Below are 20922 nucleotides of genomic sequence, written 5' to 3' on the forward strand. Positions count from 1 at the left end.
TCGGTGGATCGAACGCCAGGCGCCAGCCTACTCCAGGTGCGGAGGGCGACGCCATCCTGAGCCTCTTCCTGGTGGCCCTGGCCAGCGCCACCCTGCTGCCGGGCGGCTCCGAGGTGTGGCTGGCCCGGCTGTGGTGCCAGGGGGAGGCGGCGGTCGCGCTGTGGGCGGTGGCCACCCTCGGCAACAGCCTGGGCAGCCTGGTCAACGTGGCCCTGGGGCGCTACGCGCGGCACTTCCAGGATCGCCGCTGGTTCCCCGTCTCGGCCGAGGGCCTGGCCCGGGCCGAGCGCTGGTACCTTCGCTTCGGGGAGTGGAGCCTGCTGGCCGCCTGGGCGCCGGTGGTAGGCGACCCGCTCACCGTGCTGGCCGGTATCTTCCGGCTGCCCTGGTGGCGCGCCGCCCTGCTGATCCTGGTGGCCAAGGGGGCGCGCTACGCCCTGGTGCTGTGGCTCGCCGAGGCGTGGCTGGCGCCGCTGTGCCAGCCATGATGGATGACCCGAGACGACGAAGGCCGCCCGAGGGCGGCCTTGCTGTCGACGGCGCGGGTCGGGCTCAGTCGGTGCTGGCGTCCGGGTTGCGCGCGTTGTAGTAGGCCTGCTCGGAGATGGTGTGGTAGTTGACCACCTTGTCCTGGAAGGCGCGGTAGGAGTCGTGGATGCGCGTGGCCAGCTCGCTCTCCTCGGCGAGCTCGGCGACGACATCCGCGGAGTGCTCCTTGGCCTGGGCCAGGACGTCGTCGGGCAGGCGGCGCAGCTCGACGCCATGCTCGTTGATCAGCGTCTCCAGGGCGTCGTTGTTGCGCGCCGTGTACTCGTCGAGCACGTCCTGGTTCACGTCGCGCACCGCGGTGCGCAGGATCGCCTGGAGGTCGGCGGGCAGCGCGGCGTAGGCCTCCTCGTTGATGATCGCCTCGAACATCACGGTGGGCTCGTGCCAGCCGGGGTAGTAGTAGTAGTCGGCGGCCTGGTGCAGGCCGAAGGCCAGGTCGTTGTAGGGGCCGATCCACTCGGTGGCGTCGATGGCGCCGGACTGCAGCGAGGTGAAGATCTCGCCGCCGGGCATGTTGACGATGGCCACGCCCATGCGCTGCATCACCTCGCCGCCGAGCCCCGGCATGCGCATCTTCAGCCCGTCCAGGTCGTCGACGGAGGTGATCTCCTTGTTGTACCAGCCGCCCATCTGCACGCCGGAGGCGCCGGCGGTGAGCACGTCGACGCCGAACGGGTCATAGAGCTCGTTCCACAGCTCCAGGCCGCCACCATAGTGCAGCCAGGCGTTCATCTCCTGGGCGTTCATGCCGAAGGGCACGGCGGCGAAGAACTGGGCGGCGGGCGCCTTGCCCTTCCAGTAGTAGGAGGCGGAGTGGCCCATCTCGGCGGTGCCCTCGGAGACGGCATCGAAGACCTCGAAGCCGGGCACCAGCTGGCCGGCGCCGAACACCTCGATGGTCAGGCGGCCGTCGGACATCTCGTCCACCAGCCGGGCCAGGCGCTCCGGCCCCTGGCCGACCCCCGGGAAGTTCTTGGGCCAGGAGGTGACCAGCTTCCACTCGAAGGTCTCCTGGGCCTGGGCGGTATTGTCCAGCGCGGAGACGGCGACCAGGCCGCCGCTGGCGACGGTCATGGCGATGGCGGTGGTAAGCGTTCTGAGCTTCATGCGTGGCCTCTTGTCGGTGTCATATTGATGTTGTGTTGGCCCGCAGACTATAGCCCCCCGACCAGCGGGGGGCATAACGCTGCACTCACGCTACGGTTCAGAACGCCTCGGGTAGCCAGGTGGCGAGCCCGGGGAACCAGGCGAGGGCCAGCAGCATGCCCAGCTGCAGCACGATGAAGGGGATCACCCCCTTGTAGATCGCCGAGGTGGGCACCGAGGCCGGTGCGACCCCGCGCAGGTAGAAGAGCGCGAAGCCGAAGGGCGGCGTCAGGAAGGAGGTCTGCAGGTTGATGGCGATCATGATCCCCAGCCAGATGGGGTCGAGCCCCATGGCCAGCAGGATCGGCCCGACGATGGGCACCACCACGAAGGTGATCTCGATGAAGTCGAGGATGAAGCCGAGCAGGAAGATCACCAGCATCACGATCAGCGTCGCCCCGACCACCCCGCCGGGCATGTTGTCGAACAGGTGGGTCACCAGCTCCTCGCCGCCGTAGGCACGGAACACCAGCGAGAACAGCGCCGCGCCGATCAGGATCAGGAACACCATGGTGGTCACGTGGACCGTGGAGCGCAGCACCTCGCGCAGGGTGGTGAGGCTCAGCCGGCGGTAGGCCAGGGCCAGCACCAGGGCACCGAAGGCGCCCACCGCCGAGGCCTCGGTGGGGGTGGCGAAGCCGCCGATGATCGAGCCCAGCACGGCGATGATCAGCACGATCGGGGGCACCAGGCCCTTGAGCAGCAGCAGCCCCAGGCCACCCTCGTGGTGCTTCTCGGCCATCAGCTCGCGGCGGTCGACGGCCGGTGCCGAGGCGGGACGCAGCCAGGCCACCAGCGAGACGTAGGCGATGTAGAGCACCACCAGGATCAGGCCCGGCACCAGGGCGCCCATGAAGAGATCGCCCACCGAGACGGTCTTGGGGCTGAAGATGCCCATGGAGAGCTGGGCCTGCTGATAGGCCGAGGAGAGCACGTCGCCGAGCAGCACCAGGGCGATGGAGGGCGGGATGATCTGGCCCAGGGTGCCGGTGGCGCAGATGGTGCCGGTGGCCAGGGGCACGCTGTAGCCGCGCTTGAGCATGGTGGGCAGCGACATCAGCCCCATGGTCACCACGGTGGCGCCGACGATGCCGGTGGAGGCGGCCAGCAGCATGCCCACCAGCGTCACCGAAATGCCCAGGCCACCGCGCAGAGAGCCGAACAGCAGCGCCATGGCGTCGAGCAGCGTCTCGGCCACCTTCGACTTCTCCAGCAGCACCCCCATCAGCACGAACAGCGGCACCGCCAGCAGTGTCTGGTTGGTGATGATGCCGAACAGGCGGTTGGGGAAGGCCGCGAGGTAGCCGGCGTCGAAGTGGGCGTCGATGCCCAGCGACTCCAGCCCCAGGCCCAGGCCGGCGAAGGCCAGGGCGGTGCCCGCCAGCGACAGGGCCACCGGGTAGCCGGCCATCAACACCAGGCAGATGACCAGGAACAGGATCAGCGGCATGTACTCCAGCATCACAGCTTCTCCTCGGGCTGGTCATCGTCATGGGCGGGGGGCGCGAGGCGGCCGGTCAGCACCAGGAAGTGGCGGGTCGCCTCCACCAGCCCCTGGAGGATCATCAGGCCGGCGAAGAGCGGGATCAGCGTCTTGAGCAGGAAGACCGCGGGGATGCCGCCGGAGTCCGGCGAGCCCTCGAGGATGCGCCACGACTTGCCCACGTACCCCAGGCTGACGAGGATCACGAAGACCATCACCGGCAGCAGTAGGAAGAGGGTGCCGGTGAGGTCCACCAGCGCCTGGCGTCGGGGCGACATGGCGCGGTAGAAGATGTCGACGCGCACATGGCCGTCGTGCTTGAGGGTCCAGGCCGCGGCCAGCATGAAGACGGTGGCGTGCATGTACATCACCGACTCCTGCATCGGGATGCTGTTGATGCTGAACAGGTAGCGCAGCACCACGATCAGGAACTGGATCAGCATCATGGCCAGCACCAGCCAGGAGAGGCTGCGGCCGAGCCGCTCCGAGGCGCGGTCGAGCCAGGCGATGAGGCCTGGCAGCTCGCGGGATTGGGGCATGGGGAAGGGTCTCGCGTGGTTTCCGGACGACGTCAGGCGTGCCATGGTCGCACGGCGGGGGCGCCTCGCCATGCGTTCGGGCAAACGCTGACTATACGGTAGTCGCGGTCTGGCGTCAGTGTCGCGGCTCGAGGCTCGCCAGGCAGGCCGCCGGCAGGCGCACGTCCACGGCGATCGGCAGATGGTCGGAGAACAGGTGGTCGAGCACCCGCACCTCGTCGGCCTCCAGGGAATTGGAGAGCAGGATATGGTCCAGGGCGCGACGCGGCTGCCAGGAGGGGTAGCTGAGCGGTGGGCGCACCGGGTGCAGCGGCAACGAGGCGCAGAAGCGCTGGTGGCCGTGGAGCTGCTCAGGGGTGCAGTTGAGGTCGCCCATCACTACCACGTGGCGCAGCGGCTGGATGACCTCGGAGAGGTAGTCGAGCTGGCGCACCCGGGTGCGGTGGCCCAGCGCCAGGTGGGCGACGAAGAGGTGCAGGGCGTCCGGCCCCTCGCCGAAGCGGGCGTGGATGGCGCCGCGTCCGGGCAGGGTGCCGGGCAGGCGGTGCTCCTCGATGCGCGCGGGAGTGAGGCGCGAGAGCAGGCCGTTGCTGTGCTGGGCGATGCGCCCCAGGTTGCGGTTGAGCTGCTGGAAGTGGTGGGGGAAGCCGCCGCGGGAAGCCAGGTACTCGACCTGGTTGACGTGGCTGGAGCGAAAGCTGCCGCCGTCCACCTCCTGTAGGCCGACGACGTCGAAGCGGCCCAGCACCTCGCTGACCATGTCCAGGCGACGCAGCCGCCGGGGGTGCGGCAGCAGGTGCTGCCAGCTACGGGTCAGGTAGTGGTGGTAGGCCGAGGTCTGGATGCCCACCTGCAGGTTGAAGGTGAGCAGCCGCAGGTGGCCGCCCTCTAGGGGCGGCCGTCTGGCGTCGGCCAGGTGGGTCATCTCAGCCGTCACGCTCCGTGCGGACCTTCTCCACCAGCGCCCCGGCGATCTGCGGCATGTTGGCCAGGCTGCCGGCGCTGCTCGGGGTGACCAGGTAGCGGCCGTCGACGATCAGTGCCGGCACGCCCATCAGCCGCATCTGGCGCATGCGGGCATGGGCCTGGTTGACCTCGCCCTTGACCCCGAAGGAGCCCAGCGCCTCCTTGGCGTCCTCCTCGCTGACGCCGTAGTCGCTGAAGAAGGCGGCGATCGCGTCGGCGTCGTTCAGGCTGCGCCCCTCCTCGTGGATGGCATGGAAGAAGTCGTCATGCAGGTCGTCGAGGATCCCCAGCTGCTGGGCGGCATAGAAGGCGAAGGCGTGGGTGTTCCAGTCGCCGCCCATGGTGGCCGGCATGCGCCGGAAGCTGACGTCCTCGGGTTGCTCGGCGACCCAGGCGTTGAGCGGCTCCTCGAGGTTGTAGCAGTGCGGGCAGCCATACCAGAAGGCCTCGGTGACGGCGATCTGGCCCTCATCGACCTGTGTCTCCAGCGGCTCGGGCAGCACCTCATAGTGCTCGCCCTCCACCAGGCTCTGGGCACTGGCCAGGCCCGGCAGGGCGAGGCCGGCGAGCACGAGCATCAGGGACTTCAACATGTACTTCTCTCCTTGGAATGTGAATGAGCCGGCACGATCCGGGCACCGCTGTCTTTGAGCCGCCGGGCGCCGGCGGGTTCCCTCGGCGCCGTGGGCGGAGACGACAGGGGCGGCCCGCAGGCCGCCCCATCAGGCTACATCGAGGATCCCGAGGCGACCTCAGTGCAGGCCCAGCACGTAGTTGGCCACGGCCTCCATGTCCGCGTCGCTCATCTTGCCGGCGATGTCGCGCATGATGGCGGCGGGGTCGTTGGCCCGCTCGCCGGCGGCGAAGGCCTGCAGGGTCGACAGGGTATACTCGGGGTGCTGGCCGGAGAGCGCCGGGTAGACGGCGGTGCCGATGCCCTGGCCGGTGGGGGTGTGGCAGGCGGCGCAGGCCGGGATGCCCTTGGCCATGTCGCCGGCGCGATAGAGTTCGCGGCCGCGGGCGACCAGCGCCTCGTCCGGGTCGGCCTGGCCCAGGGCCGCGTCCTTGTCGGCATAGTACTTGGCCACGTCCCAGGCGTCCTGGTCGGAGAAGTTGTCGACCTGGCCGGCCATCTGCGGCACCACACGATTGCCGTCGCGGATGTCCATGATCTGCTTGGCCAGATAGGAGGCCTGCTGGCCCGCCAGGTTGGGGAAGGCGCCGGTGGGGCTGATACCCTCCTGGCCGTGACACGCCGCGCAGGCGGTGGCCTTGTCGCGACCCGCGGCCGCATCGGCATCGGCCTCGAGGTCCGCGTGGGCGGCGCCGACGGCGCCCATGGTGATTGCCAGGCTTGCCAGTAACTTTCTCATCGCTAATCCACTATGCCGTTACGTTGTTGACCGGTACGTACCCTGGGTGCCGCCCGGATCGCGATACGGGCCAGCCTCTCCCTTGCCGAGCTGGCGAATCGCGGACGTCGAGGGCGCGGTGGTACACTAGCGTGCCCCGGGTCGCAGACAAAAGACACTGCATTATACCGAATCACCCTGGCGGCGGGAATGCAAGCCGCGGGGTCCTTGATCACTGTCAGGAAACCATGCCCATGGCGCGCCTCCACTACCCCGCTGCCCGCTTCCTCACCAGCGCCCCGACCCTGGCCCGCTGCCCCGACGACCGTGGTGCCGAGGTGGCCTTCGCCGGCCGCTCCAATGCGGGCAAGTCCAGCGCCATCAATGCCCTGACCCGCCAGAAGGCGCTGGCGCGGACCTCCAAGACCCCGGGGCGTACCCAGCTGATCAACTTCTTCGCCCTGGGCGAGGACCTCGAGCGGCGGTTGGTGGACCTGCCCGGCTACGGCTTCGCCAAGGTGCCGGAGAAGGTCAAGCTGGAGTGGCAGCGCCATCTCTCCGACTACCTGCAGCGCCGCGCCTCGCTCAAGGGGCTGGTGCTGGTGATGGACGTGCGCCACCCGCTCTCCGAGTTCGACCAGACCATGCTGGGCTGGGCCGACGACCAGTCGATGCCGGTGCATATCCTGCTGACCAAGGCCGACAAGCTGAAGCGCGGCGCGGCGGCCAGTGCCCTCCAGCAGGTGCGCTCGCGCCTGCGGGAGTGGGAGGACCTGGTGACCGTCCAGCTCTTCTCGGCCCTCAAGGGCCAGGGCATCGAGGAGCTCGAGGCCCGCCTGGATGCCTGGCTGCTAGGGCCCACAGAGGCGTAACGTCCGTTCGAGCTTTGCCGGGGACAGCCTTCATCGTCTCGTCCACGGTCCTCCTCGACGGCTTTCAGGCTTGTGCCTCCAGCCAGCGGACCAGCTCCGGCAGCTCGCGGACATGCGCTAGGCGGTGGATGCCGGGCGGCATCGGGCGGTCGTCGGGGCCGATCCACGCCGCCTGCATGCCGAGCCGGCGGGCGGGCAGGGCATCCTCCTCCCAGGCGTCGCCGACGTGCAGTGCCCGCGCCGGGTGGCTGCCGAGCCGCGACAGCGCCAGCAGGAAGGGGCGCGGGTCGGGCTTGGGGGCGAGCAGCTCGCCGGCGGCGATGGCCACCGGGAAGTGGCGCCCCAGCGGCAGGCGGGTGACCTCGACGTTGCCGTTGGTGATGCTGGCCAGCCGATAGCGCCGTCCCAGCGCCTCGAGTAGCGTCTCCACCTCCGGGTGCGGCTCCACCTCGTGCCTGAGCGCCATGAAGCGCTCCATGGCCCGGTCCGCCCAGTGGTTGGCGGGCTCGGCCGCCAGCCCGTGCTCGGCGAGCAGCTCGGCCAGCGCGCGATAGCGCAGCCAGGTGAAGTCGCCGCGACGCGGCGGGTGGGCGGCGGCCAGCGCCTGGCGGCGGGCGACGAAGGCCTCCAGCGGGAAGCGCTCGGCGAAGCGGCCGGCGGGGCCCTCGGCCGCGTCGGCCAGGGCCGCGTCGAGCCAGGCGTAGTGGCCCTGCTCGGTGCGCGCCATGACGCCGCGGTTGTCCCACAGGGTATCGTCCAGGTCGAAGGTGATCGCCTCGAGGGTCATGTCGGGGTGCCGTCGTCGTGGCGTCGCCGCGCCCGGGGGTGGGCGGCATCGTAGCTGGCCGCCAGGTGCTGCCAGTCGAGCCGGGTGTAGACCTGGGTGGTGGCGAGGTTGGCGTGGCCCAGCAGCTCCTGGACGGCGCGCAGGTCCTGGCTCGATTCCAGCAGGTGGCTGGCGAAGGAGTGGCGCAGGCGGTGGGGGTGCAGGTGTTCGTCGAGGCCGCGGCGCCTCGCCTCGCGGGCCAGGCGCTGCTGGATGGCGCGGTGGCCCAGGCGGTGGCCGCCGCGGCCCACGAAGAGCGCGCGCTCGCCGCTGGCGGCCAGGGTGGCGCGGACCCCCAGCCAGGCGGTCAGTGCGGCCCGGGCACGGCTCCCCACCGGCACCTGGCGCGGCTTGGCGCCCTTGCCCAGCACCCGGACCCGCTCGCCACGCAGGTCGGCCAGGTCGAGTCCGGCCAGCTCGGCGAGGCGCAGGCCGCTGGAGTAGAGCAGCTCCAGCATCGCCTGGTCGCGCACCGCCAGGGGCGAGCCGTCGTGGGGGGTGTCGAGGAAGCGCGCCAGGCGGTCGACGTCCACCGGGCTCGGCAGGTGGCGGGGCTGGCGGGGGGTGCGCACCAGCGCCACCGGGTTGTGGTCGAGAAGGCCCTCGGCCACCAGGTGGTCGGCCAGCCGCGAGCAGGCCGAGCGGCGTCGGGCCAGGCTGCGCGGCGCGAGCCCGCGGGCGCGCTCGCCGCCCAGGAAGCGGCGCACCAGGGCGGCGTCCAGGGCGTGCCAGTCGTGCACCCGCTGGGCGTCGAGGAAGTCGAGCAGGGCGCCGAGGTCGCGGCGGTAGGCGTCCAGGGTGGCGGGGCTGGCGGTGCGCGAAAGCGCCGCCAGGAAGGCCTCCACCGCGGCGGCCAGGGGGCTTGCGGCGTCAGTCATGGTGCGGGCCGAGGCGCATCAGCAGCCGCGCCACCACCTCGCCCACGTACTCGGTGAACAGGGTGTCCATGCTGGCGCGGAAGTGGTCCGGGTCGGGACTGGCCAGCACCAGGTAGCCCAGCGGCTCGCCCAGGGTCAGGCGGGTGATGGCGCAGCTGCCCGAGCGGCGCGGGGCACCGACATGGGGCAGCAGCCGCTTCCAGTCCGTGGGGGTCAGCCGCGTGCAGCGGCTGGCGCGGCCGTCGAGCAGGGCGGCGAGGCGCGAGCCAGCGTGCTCGTCGAGCACCTGGCGCGGCGCCTGGGGCGGGCGCGGCTCGTCGTCGGTGAGGCTGGCCGGGCACCACAGCGCCACCGCCGGGGTGGCGAAGTGCTCGGCGAGCTGGGTGGCCAGCGCCTGCCCGAGGGCGTCGCGGTCCGGCGCCTCCACCAGCGCCAGCACCAGCTCGCGGGTGCGCCGGTACTGCGCCTCGTTGTGGCGCGCCGACTCCAGCAGCTGCTCCAGGCGCCACTCGGCCTGCTCGGCGCGGGTGCGCAGGTCATGGACCAGCCGCTCGAGCAGCGAGGTGGCACCACGCGCCTCGGGGTGGGGCACGCGGAGCTGCTGCAGCAGCCCCTCGCGGCCGACGAAGAAGTCGGGGTGGGTGGCGAGCCATTCGGCGACCCGGTCCGGGTCGAGGGTCTTGCGCGGTTCTGGGGCGGCTCGTGACATGCCATCTCCTCGCGGGGGTCGCGGAATCGGATCTGCGCTTCAGCGGGTAATCAATAGAGTACCAGGCGGCCGTCGAAGACGCGCTCGGCGGGGCCGGTCATGAACAGGGGCCGGCCGGGGCCGGCCCACTCGATGGTCAGCTCCCCCCCGGGCAGGTGCACGGTGACCGGGCTCTCGAGCAGCCCCTGGCGGATGCCGCTGGCCACCGCGGCGCAGGCGCCGGTGCCGCAGGCCAGGGTCTCGCCGCTGCCGCGCTCGTACACTCTCAGGCGTATTTCATGAGCCGAGACGACCTGCATGAAGCCTGCGTTGACCCGCTTCGGGAAGCGCGGGTGGGCCTCGATGGCGGGCCCCAGGCGCCCGACGGGGGCCGTGTCGACGTCGTCGACCCGCAGCACCGCGTGGGGGTTGCCCATCGAGACCACGCCCACCTCCAGGCGCTCGCCGTCGACCTCCAGGGGGTGCAGCACGCGGTCCCCGTCCGCCTCGAAGGGCTCGGGGGTGAAGGGTAAGACCTCGGGCGCGAAGCGCGGCTCGCCCATGTCGACACGGATGCGGCCGTCGTCCTCCACCCTCAGCACCAGGGGACCGCCGGCGGTCTCCACGTGGATCTCGCGCTTGTGGGTGAGGCGCTGGTCGCGCACGAAGCGGGCGAAGCAGCGCGCGCCGTTGCCGCAGTTCTCCACCTCGCTGCCGTCGGCGTTGTAGATGCGGTAGCGGAAGTCCATCTCCGGGTCCCGGGGCGGCTCCACCACCAGCAGCTGGTCGAAGCCGACGCCGAAGCGGCGGTCGGCCAGGCGGCGCACCTGGTCGTCGGTGAAGCGGGCGCGCTGGGTCACCAGGTCGACCACCATGAAGTCGTTGCCGAGACCGTGCATCTTGGTGAAGTGCAGCAGCATCAGCGCGCACCCTCCGTCGCCTGGTCATCCGGCAGCAGGGCCTCGCCCGCCCAGAGCTCCTCGAGGCGCTCGCGGCGGCGTACCAGGTGGGCCTCGTCGCCGTCCACCATCACCTCGGCGGGGCGCGGGCGGCTGTTGTAGTTGGAGGCCATCACGAAGCCATAGGCCCCGGCGGAGCGCACCGCCAGCAGGTCGCCGGGAGCGATGGCCAGCTCGCGCTCCTTGCCCAGGAAGTCGCCGGTCTCGCACACCGGGCCCACCACGTCGTAGGTGGCGCTCTCCCGCGGGCGGCGGGTGTCCACCGGCAGGATCGCCTGCCACGCCTGGTAGAGGGCGGGTCGGATCAGGTCGTTCATGGCGGCGTCGACGATGGCGAAGTTCTTGGTCTCGCCGGGTTTGAGGAACTCCACCCGGGTCAGCAGCACCCCGGCGTTGGCGGCGATGGAGCGTCCCGGCTCGAAGAGCAGGGTCAGGCGCTCGCTGCCTTCCCAGTCGGCCAGGCGCTCGAGCAGGGCGGTGGCGTAGTCGAAGGGGGCCGGCGGGTGCTCGTCGCGGTAGGGCACGCCGAGGCCGCCGCCGAGGTCCAGGTGCTCCACCTCGATGCCGCGCTCGCGAAGCCGCTCGAGCAGCACCAGCAGGCGGTCGAGGGCGTCGAGGAAGGGAGCCAGCTCGGTGAGCTGGGAGCCGATATGGCAGTCCAGGCCGGTCACCTTCACATGGGGCAGCGAGGCGGCCAGCTCGTAGACCGCCAGCGCCTCGTCCACCGGGATGCCGAACTTGTTGTCCTTGAGCCCGGTGGAGATGTAGGGGTGGGTGCCGGCGTCGACGTCCGGGTTGACCCGCAGCGACACCGGGGCCACCTTACCCAGCCGCCCGGCCACCGCGTTGAGGCGCTCGAGCTCGGGGCGCGACTCGACGTTGAAGCACTTGATGCCCACCTCCAGCGCCCGAGCCATCTCGGCTTCCTGCTTGGCGACGCCGGAGAACACCACCCGGGCGGGGTCGCCGCCGGCGGCCAGCACCCGCTCCAGCTCGCCCACCGAGACGATGTCGAAGCCGGCGCCCAGCCGGGCGAGGAGCCCCAGCACGGCGAGGTTGGAGTTGGCCTTCACCGCATAACAGATCAGGTGGGGGTGGCTGCCCAGCGCCTCGGTGTAGGCGCGGAAGTGGCGGGCCAGGGTCGCCTTGGAGTAGACGTAGCAGGGCGTGCCGAATGCCTCGGCGATGCGGGTCAGCGGGACCTTCTCGCCGTAGAGCACACCGTCGCGGTAGTTGAAGTGGTCCATGGCTACTCCTCGCCCTCCTCGGCGTCGTCGTCCGCGTCGGTTTGCTCGTCACCCTGCGCGGCCTCGCGGGGGCCGTACTGCTCGGCGGCCTGCTCGTCACCGGGCAGGTAGAGCGGCCCCTTCTGGCCGCAACCGGCGAGCCCCAGGGCCAGGATCAGCGCCAGGCCGAACGCCGGGGTGGCAAGGCGAACCATCAGGCGCCTCCCGTCAGGCTGGCGAGGGCCTCGCGGGCCCGCTGGGCGGCGGCGCGCACCTGGTCGGGGGCGGTGCCGCCGATATGGTTGCGGGCGGCCACCGAGCCCTCCAGGGTCAGCACCTCGAAGACGTCCTGCTCGATGGTGTCGGAGAACTGGCGGAGCTCGTCGAGGGTCATCTCGGAGAGGTCCTTGCCCTCGCGGAGGCCGTAGGCCACCGACTCGCCGACGATCTCGTGGGCGTCGCGGAAGGCCACCCCCTTGCGCACCAGGTAGTCGGCCAGGTCGGTGGCGGTGGAGAAGCCGCGGCGGGCGGCCTCGGCCATCTGCGCCTTCTTGGGCTCGATGGCGGGGATCATGTCGGCGAAGGCCTTGAGGCAGTCCTTGACCGTGTCCACGGCGTCGAACAGCGGCTCCTTGTCCTCTTGGTTGTCCTTGTTGTAGGCCAGCGGCTGGGACTTCATCAGGGTCAGCAGGCCCATCAGGTGACCGTAGACCCGCCCGGACTTGCCGCGCACCAGTTCGGGCACGTCGGGGTTCTTCTTCTGCGGCATGATCGAGGAGCCGGTGCAGAAGCGGTCGGGCAGGTCGATGAAGTCGAACTGGGCGCTGGTCCACAGCACCAGCTCCTCGCTCATCCGCGACATGTGCATCAGCAGCAGGCTGGCGAAGGCGGTGAACTCGATGGCGAAGTCGCGATCGCTGACCGCGTCGAGGCTGTTCTCGGCGGGGCGCTCGAAGCCCAGCAGCTCGGCGGTGACGTGGCGGTCGATGGGGTAGGTGGTGCCGGCCAGCGCCGCGGCGCCCAGCGGCATCACGTTGACCCGGCGGCGGCAGTCCAGCAGCCGCTCGTGATCCCGGGCGAGCATCTCCTGCCAGGCCAGCAGGTGGTGGCCGAAGGTGACCGGCTGGGCGGTCTGCAGGTGGGTGAAGCCGGGCATGATGGTGTCGGCCTCGCGGTCGGCGAGCGTGATCAGCCCCTCACGCAGGCGGGCCAGCTCGGCGGCCACCTGGTCGATCTCGTCGCGCAGGAAGAGGCGGATGTCGGTGGCCACCTGGTCGTTGCGCGAGCGGCCGGTGTGCAGCTTCTTGCCGGTGATGCCGATCTTCGCCGTCAGCCGCGCCTCGATGTTCATGTGCACGTCCTCGAGCTCCACCGACCAGGGGAACTCGCCACGCTCGATCTCGCCGCGCACCTCATCGAGCCCGGCGATGATGGCGTCGCGCTCTTCGTCGCTGAGCACGCCGACCCGGGCCAGCATGGTGGCGTGGGCGATGGAGCCCTGGATGTCGTGGAAGGCCAGGCGGCGGTCGAAGGCCTCCGAGGCGGTGAAGCGGGCGACGAAGGCGTCGGTGGGCTCGCTGAAGCGGCCGCCCCAGGACTGGTTGGTGCCGGAGCTGGAAGGGGTCGAGGTCATCGGTCGGGATCCTGCCTGACGGGTTGCGGTTGGCTGGGGCATCGGCCCCCGCGGCCACCGCTCGCACGGCGGCCGACGCGATAGGGCAGGAGTGTACCAGAGTCGCCGGGCCAGGCGAGGGGCGCCCGGCAGGGCTATCGCAGATAGAAACAGCGCAAGGCTTTCCCGGCGACAGGCCTTCGAGGGGGCGCTGTAAACCCCTCCCTGGGCGCTACCGATGCCATCCCTGGCATAGGACCCCCTCTTCGACCTGTCCCCGGCGCCTTTCTATAATCACCGCACGGCCGACCGCGATGGCCCCGGGCGGGCGGAGCGTGGATTTTTCCTCCCCCGCCGGGTGCTTTATGATGAGGGCATCCGTGCGTCACGCATGCCACTTCGCCGGGCGCCGGCGCCTCCGCCGTCGACCAGGGAACCGGTACAGGGAGAACCTCGTGCAACCCATCACCAAGCTGCGTATCGCCACGCGCAAGAGCCAACTGGCCATGTGGCAGGCCGAACATGTCCGCGACCGCCTGCTGGCCCTGAACGAGGGGCTCGAGGTGGAGCTGGTGCCCATCGTCACCCGCGGCGACAAGATCCTCGACACCCCGCTGGCCAAGGTCGGCGGCAAGGGGCTGTTCGTCAAGGAGCTCGAGGAGGCGATGCTCGATGGCCGTGCCGACATCGCCGTGCACTCCATGAAGGACGTGCCCATGCACTTCCCCGAGGGGCTGGGCCTCTCAGTGATCCTCGAGGGTGCCGAGCCCACCGACGCCTTCGTCTCCAACCACTACGCCAGCTTCGACGCCCTGCCCGAGGGTGCTCGGGTGGGCACCTCCAGCCTGCGGCGCGCCCTGCAGGTGCGCGAGGCGCGCCCGGACCTGGAGGTGGAGAGCCTGCGCGGCAACGTCCAGACCCGCCTGGGCAAGCTCGACGACGGCGAGTTCGACGCCATCCTGCTGGCCACCTCGGGGCTCAAGCGTCTGGGGCTCGAGGCGCGCATCGCCCAGGAGCTGCCGGCGGAGGTGTGCCTGCCGGCCTGCGGCCAGGGGGCCCTGGGCATCGAGTGCCGGCTCCACGACCCCGAGCTGATCGGCCTGCTGGCCCCGCTGGACGACCCCACCACCGCCACCCGGGTGCGCGCCGAGCGGGCCATGAACACTCGCCTCGAGGGCGGCTGCCAGGTGCCCATCGGTGGCCATGCAGTGTTCGAGGACGACGGCCAGACCCTGTGGCTGCGTGCCCTGGTGGGCACCCCGGACGGCAGCCGCGTGCTGCGCGCCGAGGGCCGCGGCTCGATGCACGAGCCCGAGGCGCTGGGCATTCGCGTCGCCGAGGAGCTGCTCGAGATGGGCGCCGGCGAGATCCTCGACGAGGTCTACGGCGCCGGCTGATGGCCGCCTCGACGCCGGTGATCATCACCCGCCCCGGGGAGCGCGGCGACGTGCTCGCCACGGCGATCGAGGCCCGGGGCCATCCGGTGGCGCGCCTCGCGGCGATGCGTCTCGAGGCGCTGCCCGAGACCCCCGAGCAGCGCGCCGCCTGGCTCGACTTCGACCACTTCCGGCGGGTGGTGGTGGTGAGCCCCTTCGCCGCCGAGTGCCTGGCCGAGGCGCTCGACCGCTTCTGGCCCCAGCTGCCGCTGGGTATCGACTACTACGCCGTGGGGACGGCCACCGCCGAGGCCCTGCATCGTCGCCTCGGGGTGCGCGTCCATGTGCCGCCGACCGCGGCCGGCGAGGACACCAGCGAGGCGTTGCTGACCCTGGGCTCGCTGCGCACCCTCGACGACGAGAAGGTGCTGCTGGTGGCCGGTGAGGGCGGACGCCCCCTGCTCGCCGAGACCCTCGCCGGGCGTGGCGCCCGGGTGACCCGCCTGGCCCTCTACCGCCGCCGCCTCCTGCCCCCCACTCCCGCCCTGGCCGAGCGCCTGGCGGCGGGCGACTTCCGCGCGCTGGTGGTCAGCAGCGGAGAAATCCTCGAATATCTGGCAAGATGGTGCACGGGTGCCGCCTTGAACCAACCGCTAATCGTTTCCAGCGCCCGGTTGGCTACACTGGCCGGCAAGCTGGGGTTTCGTGCCCCCGTCGTGGCGCGCGGCGCCACCCCGACGGCGCTGGCGACGGCCGTGGCCGATGCCTGTGACCCGCAGGAAGCCGATGTCGATCAAGACGATCTCGAAAAGGGCTAGCGACAAGATGAGCAAGCAACCACACGAGCAGGAAGAGCAGAAGGCGTCTGACGGCGCACAATCGGCGACCTCGGGCGACGGGGCCGGCAAGGGAGGCACCGCCGGGCGGCGACGCTCCCGCCGTTACGACAAGGCCAACCAGGACAGGTCCCGCCAGGAGGGTACCAGCCAGACCGGCGCCCAGGGTGGCCAGGCGGCCGCCGCTTCGGCGACGAGTGGCTCCCACGACAAGGCCGACGCCAAGGCGGCGTCCGGCTCCGCCGGCGAGGCGGACAAGGGCAAGGAGACGGGCGGCAAGCCCGCCGCTTCCGGCGCCGATACCGCCGACAAGCCCGGCGCGAACGACAAGGCCGGTGCCAGCCAGTCATCCGCCAAGGCCGCTCCGTCTAACCGCGCCACCGGCGGCGGTAACGCCACCCCGGCCGCGCCAGCGGCAGGAGGCGGCGGCGGCAAGGGTGGCAAGGCCGGCGCCGTGGCCATCGCGCTGGTGATCCTGCTGGCCATCGCCGCGGCTCTGTTCGGCTGGCAGGCGTGGCAGAAGCTCGAGGCCCAGCAGGCGCGTATCGCGGAGCTTGAGACCCGCACCAGCCAGGCCGCCACCGCCAGCGACCTCGACGCCCTGCAGGCGCGCTTCGAGGAGGCCGAGGCCGAGCGCCAGGCCGCCCTGGAGGAGGCCATCGCCTCGCTGGAGAGCGACTTCAGCGACTACCGCGGCGAGGTCGACGAGACCCTCGACCGGGTGCTGGCCGAGCTCTCAAGCGAGCAGCAGACCGACGAGCGCGACTGGCTGCATGCCGAGGCCGCCTACCTGCTGCGCCTGGCCAACCAGCGCCTCCAACTGGAGCGCGACGTCGAGGGCGCCGCGGCGCTGCTGCGCACCGCCGACGCCCGCCTGAAGGAGGCCGACAACCCGGCGCTGGTGCCGGTGCGCCGCGAGATCGCCAGCGAGCTCGCCGCCCTGGAGTCGGTGCCCGAGGTCGACCGCACCGGCCTGTGGCTGGCGCTCAACGCTCAGCAGGAGCAGATCGCCGGCCAGCCGCTCTCCCAGGAGATCGAGGAGATCACCGCCCGCTCCAGCATGCAGGAGGCGCCCAGCGGCACCTGGCAGCAGCAGCTGTCGCGCTTCGGCCAGGAGCTCAAGGACCTGGTCACCGTGCGCCAGCACGACGAGGCGCTGGAGGCGCTGATCTCGCCGGAGCAGGAGTCCTACCTGCGCCAGAGCGTGCGCCTGGTGATCGAGCAGGCCCAGCTGGCGCTGCTCAAGGAGGAGCCGGAGCTCTACCAGGCCAGCCTCGAGAAGGCGATCACCCTGATCGAGGGCTACTACGACACTGGCGCCAGCGGTGTGCAGTCGGTGCTCGAGCGCCTCGCGGAGCTGAAGGGCGCGGCGGTGCGGCCCGAGCTGCCCGACATCAGCGCGTCCCAGCAGGCCCTGGCCGAATTCATCGAGCGGCGCTTCGAGTCGCGCCAGGGAGATGAGGCATGAGAAAGCTGATACTGATCATCGTCCTGGGGCTGGCCATCGGCGCGCTGTTCGGGCAGCTGATGATGTCGGTACCCGGCTACTGGCTGGTGCGGGTGGGCGACACCTCCTTCCAGACCTCCTTCTGGTTCGGCTTGGTCCTGCTGCTGGCGGCCTTCCTGGTGCTGCACTTCGCGCTGCGCCTGCTGATGCGTCTTAGCCGCCCGGTGTCGCGCTTCAAGGTGTGGAACAGCCGCACCCGCAACCGCAACGCCATGAAGCGCACCGTGCGCGGCCTGGTGGCCTTGGCCGAGGGGCGCTGGAAGCGGGCCGAGAAGTCGCTGGTCAAGGCGGCGGACGATTCCAGCACGCCGCTGGTCAACTACCTCTCCGCGGCCCTGGCGGCCCACTACCAGGGGCGCTTCGAGCAGGCCGACACCCTGCTCAAGCGCGCCCACCTCAGCACCGAGGGCGCCGACACCGCGGTGGGCATGATGCAGGCCCAGCTGATGCTGGACCGCCAGCAGTACGAGGAGGCCCTGGCCATCCTCACCCGCCTCGACCGCCAGCTGCCCAACCACCCCCAGGTGCTCAAGCAGCTCAAGCAGGCCTACCTCAGCGTCAGCGACTGGGACGGCCTGCGCCGCCTGATGCCGCGGCTGGGCGCCCAGCAGCTGATCTCCGCGGAGGAGCGCGACCAGCTGGAGCGGCGCGCCTACCGCGAGCTGATCGTGCGCGAGGCCCGCGAGGGCAGCGATATCGAGACGGTGCGCAGCCTGTGGGCGGACATGCCCGACCACCTGCGCGGCGACGTCGAGCTGATCGTGCTCTACGCCGAGGCGCTGGTGCGCGGCGGCCAGGAGCCCATCGCCGAGCGGCTGCTGCGCCACTCCCTCAAGGAGCACTGGGACAGCCGCCTGGTGCTGCGCTATGGCCTGCTCGGCGTGGATGCCTCGCGCCAGCTGGTCACCGCCGAGAAGTGGCTGCAGGAGCGCCCCAACGATCCCGACCTGCTGCTCACCCTGGGCCGCCTGGCACTGCGCAACGCCTACTGGGGCAAGGCCCAGGAGTACTTCGAGGCGAGCCAGCGCCAGCGTCCCAGCGGCGTGGTCTGCGCCGAGCTGGCGCGGCTCTTCGCCAACCTCGGCGAGCACCAGAAGAGCCAGCTCTACTACCGCCAGAGCGTCGAGCTGCTCGACAAGTCGCTGCCCTCCCTGCCCCAGCCCAGCGAGGACAAGGACGTGCTCGACGAGAAGCAGGCGAAGAAGGCCTCCTGACGGCGGTCCTAGCCTGCCACTCCACACTCCACCTCAAGGGGGCGCCTCGGCGCCCCCTTCGCGTATCCGACGCACGAAGACGGTGGAGCAGGAAAGAAAAGGGTAGCGTGAATGCAGCCTTGTGGGAGGCCGGCTCTGCCGGGCGAATGGCGCCGCCAGGCGCCCAGGCGATGTTGCCAATCGTTAAAGACATTACCGGGAGGCCCTTGGCCTCCATTCGCCCGGGGAACCCGGCCTCCCACCACTGCTGCCTGTCTGCCCGTGAAGTGCCGGCCGTTCATGGATCCTGTCGAACTGGCTCACGCCAGTCTGTGATGTATCGAAAAACAGCGGGGCCGCCCGAAGGCGGCCCCGCTGTGTGACGCCGGGTACTTGCCCCGGGTCAGGGCTCGTCCACGTCGTCACCGCTGGGCTTCTCGTGGTCCGCGTCGGCGGTCTGCTGAACCCCGTGACCGGGGTCGTCGTGGTGCGCCTCCCCGGCGGGCCTGCGCGCCGCCCGAGACTCCAGCACCCGCACGTTGGCGGCGGGCGAACGGCCCTCCTTGTCCTCGCCGAAGTAGAGGGTGGTATGCGGGAAGGGGATCTCGATGCCAGCCTCGTCGAAGCGCAGCTTGACCAGGCGGTTGTAGGCGCGGCCCACCGCCCACTGGTCGCCGGGGGTGGTCTTGATTACCACGCGGATGTTGACCGAGCTGTCGGCCAGGGCCACCACGCCGGCCACGTTGAGCGGCTCGAGCAGCTTGTGGCCGTGCTCCTCGCTGGCGCGCAGGTCCTCGAAGGCGAGCTGGAGCTGCTCGATCGCCTCGTCGATGCTCTCGCGGTAGGCGATGCCGTACTCGCCCACGTGGTTGCCGAACTCGCGCATGTAGTTGGAGACGGTGTCCACGCTGGAGAAGGGCACCAGGTGGTAGGTGCCGGAGAGGTCGCGGATGCCCACCGAGCGGATGCTGAGCTTCTCGGCGGTGCCGGTGACGCCGCCCACCGTGACCACGTCGCCGGTGTTCATGGCGTTCTCCACCTGGATGAAGATGCCGGTGATGATGTCCTGGACCAGCTTCTGGGCGCCGAAGCCGATGGCCAGGCCCAGCACCCCGGCACCGGCGATCAGCGGGCCGATGTTGATGCCGATCTCGGCCAGCACGATCATCGCCGTCATGGTCACCAGGGCGATGGCCAGGGCGTTGCGGAACAGCGATAGCAGGGTCTGGGCACGGGCCGAGGGCACGCCGCCGCCGGTCTCGGGGTTGAGCTTGTGCTCGATCAGGCTGGCCAGCGCCAGCCACACCATCACCGCGATGGCGAGGATCACCGCCACGCTGACCACCTTGCCGACCAGGCCGCGACCCGCCTCGGAGGCGTACCAGGCCGCCAGGTCGAAGGCACCCCAGGCGTTGAGCACCACCATCACCACCAGCACCACGATGACCGTGCGGATCACCCGCAGGGCATTGGGCACGTAGCTGTTGAGGCGCGGCTCGAGCAGCGGCAGCTTGCGCCGCAGGTCATCGGAGAGGCGGATGCGCCGGCCGATGGTCTGGGTCAGGAAGCTGGAGAGCAGCAGCCCCACCACCACCGCGGCGATGGTCTTGAGGGTGGCGAAGAGCACGAAGGGCAGGGCGTCCACCGGCCGCGTCAGGGTCACCGTCAGCACCATGACGAAGTAGGCCAGGGCGAAGAGGTGCCAGATGCGCGCGAACAGCTGCAGGGTGACGCGGCTCGCCGCCATGCTGGCCTGGCTCGCCTTGTGGTTGATGGCGTCACGCAGGCGCTTGCGGTTCCTGAGTACCACCACCACGGCATAGAGGAAGGCACCGACCATGATCAGAGTGCCCAGCCCCTGACCCACCGCGGGGGCCACGTAGGCGTTGACCAGCGGCACCACCACCATCAGGCCGTAGCCCACCAGGCCGATCAGCCGGGCGATCCAGCGGTTCCAGTAGGAGGCCTCGTCGGAGCCGATCGGCAGCAGGCGCAGCCCCTCGTAGCGCGAGGCGAACAGCATGCGCACGCCCGCCTTGAGCAGCTCGATCACCAGGAAGGCGTTGAGGAACAGCGAGGCGCGGGTGGAGAGCTCGCCGGTCTCGCCGATGGCGAAGGTGGCGATCAGGTTGCCGCCCAGGTAGGCGAAGGCCACCACCAGCACGTCCACCGCCGCGGCCAGGGCCACGCAGATCACCAGGCGCAGGATGGGGGTCAGTCCGCTACCGTTGAGGGACCACTGGCTGATGCCGGTGAACAGCGGCCGCGCCAGGCGGCGGAAGATCATGAACAGCGCCAGGGTGGCGAGGATCACCAGGCCGAGGTTGATGGCCGCCGTCATGAAGGCCGCGGTATCGAAGGTGCTCTCCAGGTCGCTCGAGAACATGCCGCCGATGGCGGAGACGATGGCATCGAACTGGGCGCCGACGTCGCCGGCCACGCGGCTGGTGACCTGGGCCAGCTGCCGCGGCAGCGAGGCCTCCTCCTCCACCGCCTCGGCGGGGACCGAGGCGGCGACGTCGCCGGCCATGCCGCGCAGCTGGTCGATCAGCTCCTGGCGGGTCTGCTCGTTCTCCAGCAGGTCGGCCAGGGTGGCGTAGGCCGGCGGGGCGTTCTCGCCGCCGTCCTGCTGGGCCTGGGCGGGAGCCGCCAGCGCCAGCAGGGCGAGCAGCAGCCAGCCGAGCATCAGGGGTAGGGCTCGCTTGGGATTCACGCGGTGACCTCCGTCTCTTGGCGTGTGGGGCGATGATGTGTCCAGCCGACATGATACGGGCTTTGCCGTGGTGCCACGACCCCGGGCCCGTGACGGCAGATTCATGTACATTAATTGTACATGCTGGGATTTATGTGTCATCTTTGTTCCATCGGCGGCGCCTCCTGCCGTCGATGCGGCAAGCATGCGATACTCTTTCGC

General features: G+C 70.7%; 19 protein-coding genes and 1 pseudogene. 6 read left to right on the forward strand and 14 right to left on the reverse strand.

Features of this window, described 5'->3' with window-relative positions:
• Nucleotides 1–53 precede the first annotated feature (53 nt).
• Nucleotides 54–488 (forward strand): YqaA family protein, encoded by a 435-nt coding sequence (locus BLP95_RS10670; RefSeq protein ID WP_089679344.1) that lies wholly within the window; start codon nucleotides 54–56, stop codon nucleotides 486–488.
• A gap of 64 nt (nucleotides 489–552) precedes the next feature.
• Here the strand turns inward: BLP95_RS10670 and BLP95_RS10675 are convergent, their stop codons facing one another.
• The 6 genes from BLP95_RS10675 to BLP95_RS10700 all read right to left on the reverse strand — a co-directional run bounded on the left by BLP95_RS10675 (nucleotide 553) and on the right by BLP95_RS10700 (nucleotide 6056).
• Nucleotides 553–1656, reverse strand: a complete 1104-nt coding sequence (locus BLP95_RS10675; protein ID WP_089679083.1) for a TRAP transporter substrate-binding protein — start codon at nucleotides 1654–1656, stop codon at nucleotides 553–555.
• Between the two features lie 97 nt (nucleotides 1657–1753).
• Complete coding sequence (locus BLP95_RS10680) at nucleotides 1754–3157, reverse strand: TRAP transporter large permease (protein ID WP_089679086.1); 1404 nt, start codon at nucleotides 3155–3157, stop codon at nucleotides 1754–1756.
• On the reverse strand, nucleotides 3157–3717 hold the full coding sequence (locus tag BLP95_RS10685) for a TRAP transporter small permease subunit (protein WP_089679089.1): 561 nt from the start codon (nucleotides 3715–3717) through the stop codon (nucleotides 3157–3159). Before BLP95_RS10685 ends, BLP95_RS10680 begins: the two co-directional genes overlap by 1 nt.
• A 115-nt stretch (nucleotides 3718–3832) precedes the next feature.
• Nucleotides 3833–4642, reverse strand: a complete 810-nt coding sequence (locus tag BLP95_RS10690; protein WP_089679092.1) for an endonuclease/exonuclease/phosphatase family protein — start codon at nucleotides 4640–4642, stop codon at nucleotides 3833–3835.
• 1 nt (nucleotide 4643) lies between these two features.
• The gene (locus BLP95_RS10695) at nucleotides 4644–5276 is read right to left on the reverse strand and encodes a thiol:disulfide interchange protein DsbA/DsbL (protein ID WP_089679095.1); all 633 of its coding nucleotides are present in this window, start codon (nucleotides 5274–5276) and stop codon (nucleotides 4644–4646) included.
• Between the two features lie 159 nt (nucleotides 5277–5435).
• Nucleotides 5436–6056, reverse strand: coding sequence for a c-type cytochrome (locus BLP95_RS10700; protein WP_089679099.1), 621 nt, complete (start codon nucleotides 6054–6056; stop codon nucleotides 5436–5438).
• 233 nt (nucleotides 6057–6289) lie between these two features.
• Here BLP95_RS10700 and yihA point away from each other — a divergent pair, with 233 nt between their 5' ends.
• Nucleotides 6290–6907 (forward strand): ribosome biogenesis GTP-binding protein YihA/YsxC, encoded by a 618-nt coding sequence (gene yihA / locus BLP95_RS10705; protein WP_089679102.1) that lies wholly within the window; start codon nucleotides 6290–6292, stop codon nucleotides 6905–6907.
• Nucleotides 6908–6971: 64 nt separating this feature from the next.
• Here the strand turns inward: yihA and BLP95_RS10710 are convergent, their stop codons facing one another.
• The 7 genes and pseudogenes from BLP95_RS10710 to argH form a co-directional block, all read right to left on the reverse strand.
• The gene (locus tag BLP95_RS10710; RefSeq protein ID WP_089679105.1) at nucleotides 6972–7694 is read right to left on the reverse strand and encodes an HAD family hydrolase; all 723 of its coding nucleotides are present in this window, start codon (nucleotides 7692–7694) and stop codon (nucleotides 6972–6974) included.
• Complete coding sequence (locus tag BLP95_RS10715) at nucleotides 7691–8611, reverse strand: tyrosine recombinase XerC (RefSeq protein WP_089679108.1); 921 nt, start codon at nucleotides 8609–8611, stop codon at nucleotides 7691–7693. The genes BLP95_RS10710 and BLP95_RS10715 overlap by 4 nt, the downstream gene beginning before the upstream one ends.
• The gene (locus BLP95_RS10720) at nucleotides 8604–9320 is read right to left on the reverse strand and encodes a DUF484 family protein (RefSeq protein WP_089679111.1); all 717 of its coding nucleotides are present in this window, start codon (nucleotides 9318–9320) and stop codon (nucleotides 8604–8606) included. The genes BLP95_RS10715 and BLP95_RS10720 overlap by 8 nt, the downstream gene beginning before the upstream one ends.
• Before the next feature lie 50 nt (nucleotides 9321–9370).
• Entirely contained in the window at nucleotides 9371–10219 is an 849-nt protein-coding gene (dapF, locus tag BLP95_RS10725) for a diaminopimelate epimerase (protein ID WP_089679114.1), read from the reverse strand.
• Nucleotides 10219–11505: a diaminopimelate decarboxylase gene (gene lysA / locus BLP95_RS10730; protein ID WP_089679117.1), complete on the reverse strand. Its 1287-nt coding sequence runs from the start codon at nucleotides 11503–11505 to the stop codon at nucleotides 10219–10221. The genes dapF and lysA overlap by 1 nt, the downstream gene beginning before the upstream one ends.
• A 77-nt stretch (nucleotides 11506–11582) precedes the next feature.
• Nucleotides 11583–11699, reverse strand: a pseudogene (lptM, locus tag BLP95_RS17240) (LPS translocon maturation chaperone LptM); the annotation flags it as partial.
• Nucleotides 11699–13117, reverse strand: a complete 1419-nt coding sequence (argH, locus tag BLP95_RS10740; RefSeq protein WP_089679122.1) for an argininosuccinate lyase — start codon at nucleotides 13115–13117, stop codon at nucleotides 11699–11701. The pseudogene lptM and the gene argH, both read right to left, overlap by 1 nt.
• A gap of 434 nt (nucleotides 13118–13551) precedes the next feature.
• On the opposite strand from argH, the gene hemC reads away from it, so the two are divergent.
• The 4 genes from hemC to BLP95_RS10760 are packed head-to-tail and all read left to right on the forward strand — an operon-like array spanning nucleotide 13552 to nucleotide 18029.
• Nucleotides 13552–14493 (forward strand): hydroxymethylbilane synthase, encoded by a 942-nt coding sequence (hemC, locus tag BLP95_RS10745; protein WP_089679126.1) that lies wholly within the window; start codon nucleotides 13552–13554, stop codon nucleotides 14491–14493.
• The gene (locus BLP95_RS10750) at nucleotides 14493–15290 is read left to right on the forward strand and encodes a uroporphyrinogen-III synthase (RefSeq protein WP_089679130.1); all 798 of its coding nucleotides are present in this window, start codon (nucleotides 14493–14495) and stop codon (nucleotides 15288–15290) included. Before hemC ends, BLP95_RS10750 begins: the two co-directional genes overlap by 1 nt.
• Nucleotides 15291–15297: 7 nt before the next feature.
• Nucleotides 15298–16776, forward strand: a complete 1479-nt coding sequence (locus tag BLP95_RS10755; protein WP_089679133.1) for a uroporphyrinogen-III C-methyltransferase — start codon at nucleotides 15298–15300, stop codon at nucleotides 16774–16776.
• Complete coding sequence (locus tag BLP95_RS10760; protein ID WP_089679137.1) at nucleotides 16773–18029, forward strand: heme biosynthesis HemY N-terminal domain-containing protein; 1257 nt, start codon at nucleotides 16773–16775, stop codon at nucleotides 18027–18029. The genes BLP95_RS10755 and BLP95_RS10760 overlap by 4 nt, the downstream gene beginning before the upstream one ends.
• 382 nt (nucleotides 18030–18411) lie before the next feature.
• Here BLP95_RS10760 and ybiO read toward each other — a convergent pair whose 3' ends face one another.
• On the reverse strand, nucleotides 18412–20721 hold the full coding sequence (gene ybiO / locus BLP95_RS10765; RefSeq protein ID WP_089679139.1) for a mechanosensitive channel protein: 2310 nt from the start codon (nucleotides 20719–20721) through the stop codon (nucleotides 18412–18414).
• Between the last annotated feature and the right edge of the window lie 201 nt (nucleotides 20722–20922).

This window comes from Halomonas shengliensis, from assembly GCF_900104135.1.
Classification (GTDB): Bacteria; Pseudomonadota; Gammaproteobacteria; order Pseudomonadales; family Halomonadaceae; genus Halomonas; species Halomonas shengliensis.